Below are 332 nucleotides of genomic sequence, written 5' to 3' on the forward strand. Positions count from 1 at the left end.
TATGAACAGAAGGGTATTTTTCCTTTATATGATATGCTTTGGCGGGCGTTCGATTAATGATTGTAAGGCACGAAGGTTTGACAGCACGGGTTTCTAAAAATGCGTCGATTAGTATATTCCCCATGTTTCCTGTCACTATAATTCCTATGTTCAAAGTTTCATCCCTCCTTCGTAACAGCTTTCTCCTAAACAATATGAATGATGTTATAAATTTATGATTAGAGGTGTAAAATGATGTGGGATTTTCCGCAAAAGTGGTGAGGGTTAGTAGCTATTATTGGAACTTTACTTTTTCTTGTTTTTTGGAAAACGAATCAGAGTGTAGAACGAAA

At 35.8% G+C, this 332-nt stretch carries 1 protein-coding gene and 1 pseudogene; one reads left to right on the forward strand and one right to left on the reverse strand.

The window, feature by feature from the left end:
• On the reverse strand, positions 1–154 hold a 154-nt coding region (locus tag KVT27_RS24040), incomplete at its 3' end, for an NAD(P)-binding domain-containing protein (protein WP_217582116.1).
• A gap of 77 nt (positions 155–231) precedes the next feature.
• On the opposite strand from KVT27_RS24040, the pseudogene KVT27_RS24045 reads away from it, so the two are divergent.
• Positions 232–332 (forward strand): annotated as a pseudogene (locus KVT27_RS24045) (competence protein ComE); the annotation flags it as partial.

It is taken from the genome of Lysinibacillus sp. GbtcB16, assembly GCF_019091145.1.
Classification (GTDB): Bacteria; Bacillota; Bacilli; order Bacillales_A; family Planococcaceae; genus Lysinibacillus; species Lysinibacillus fusiformis.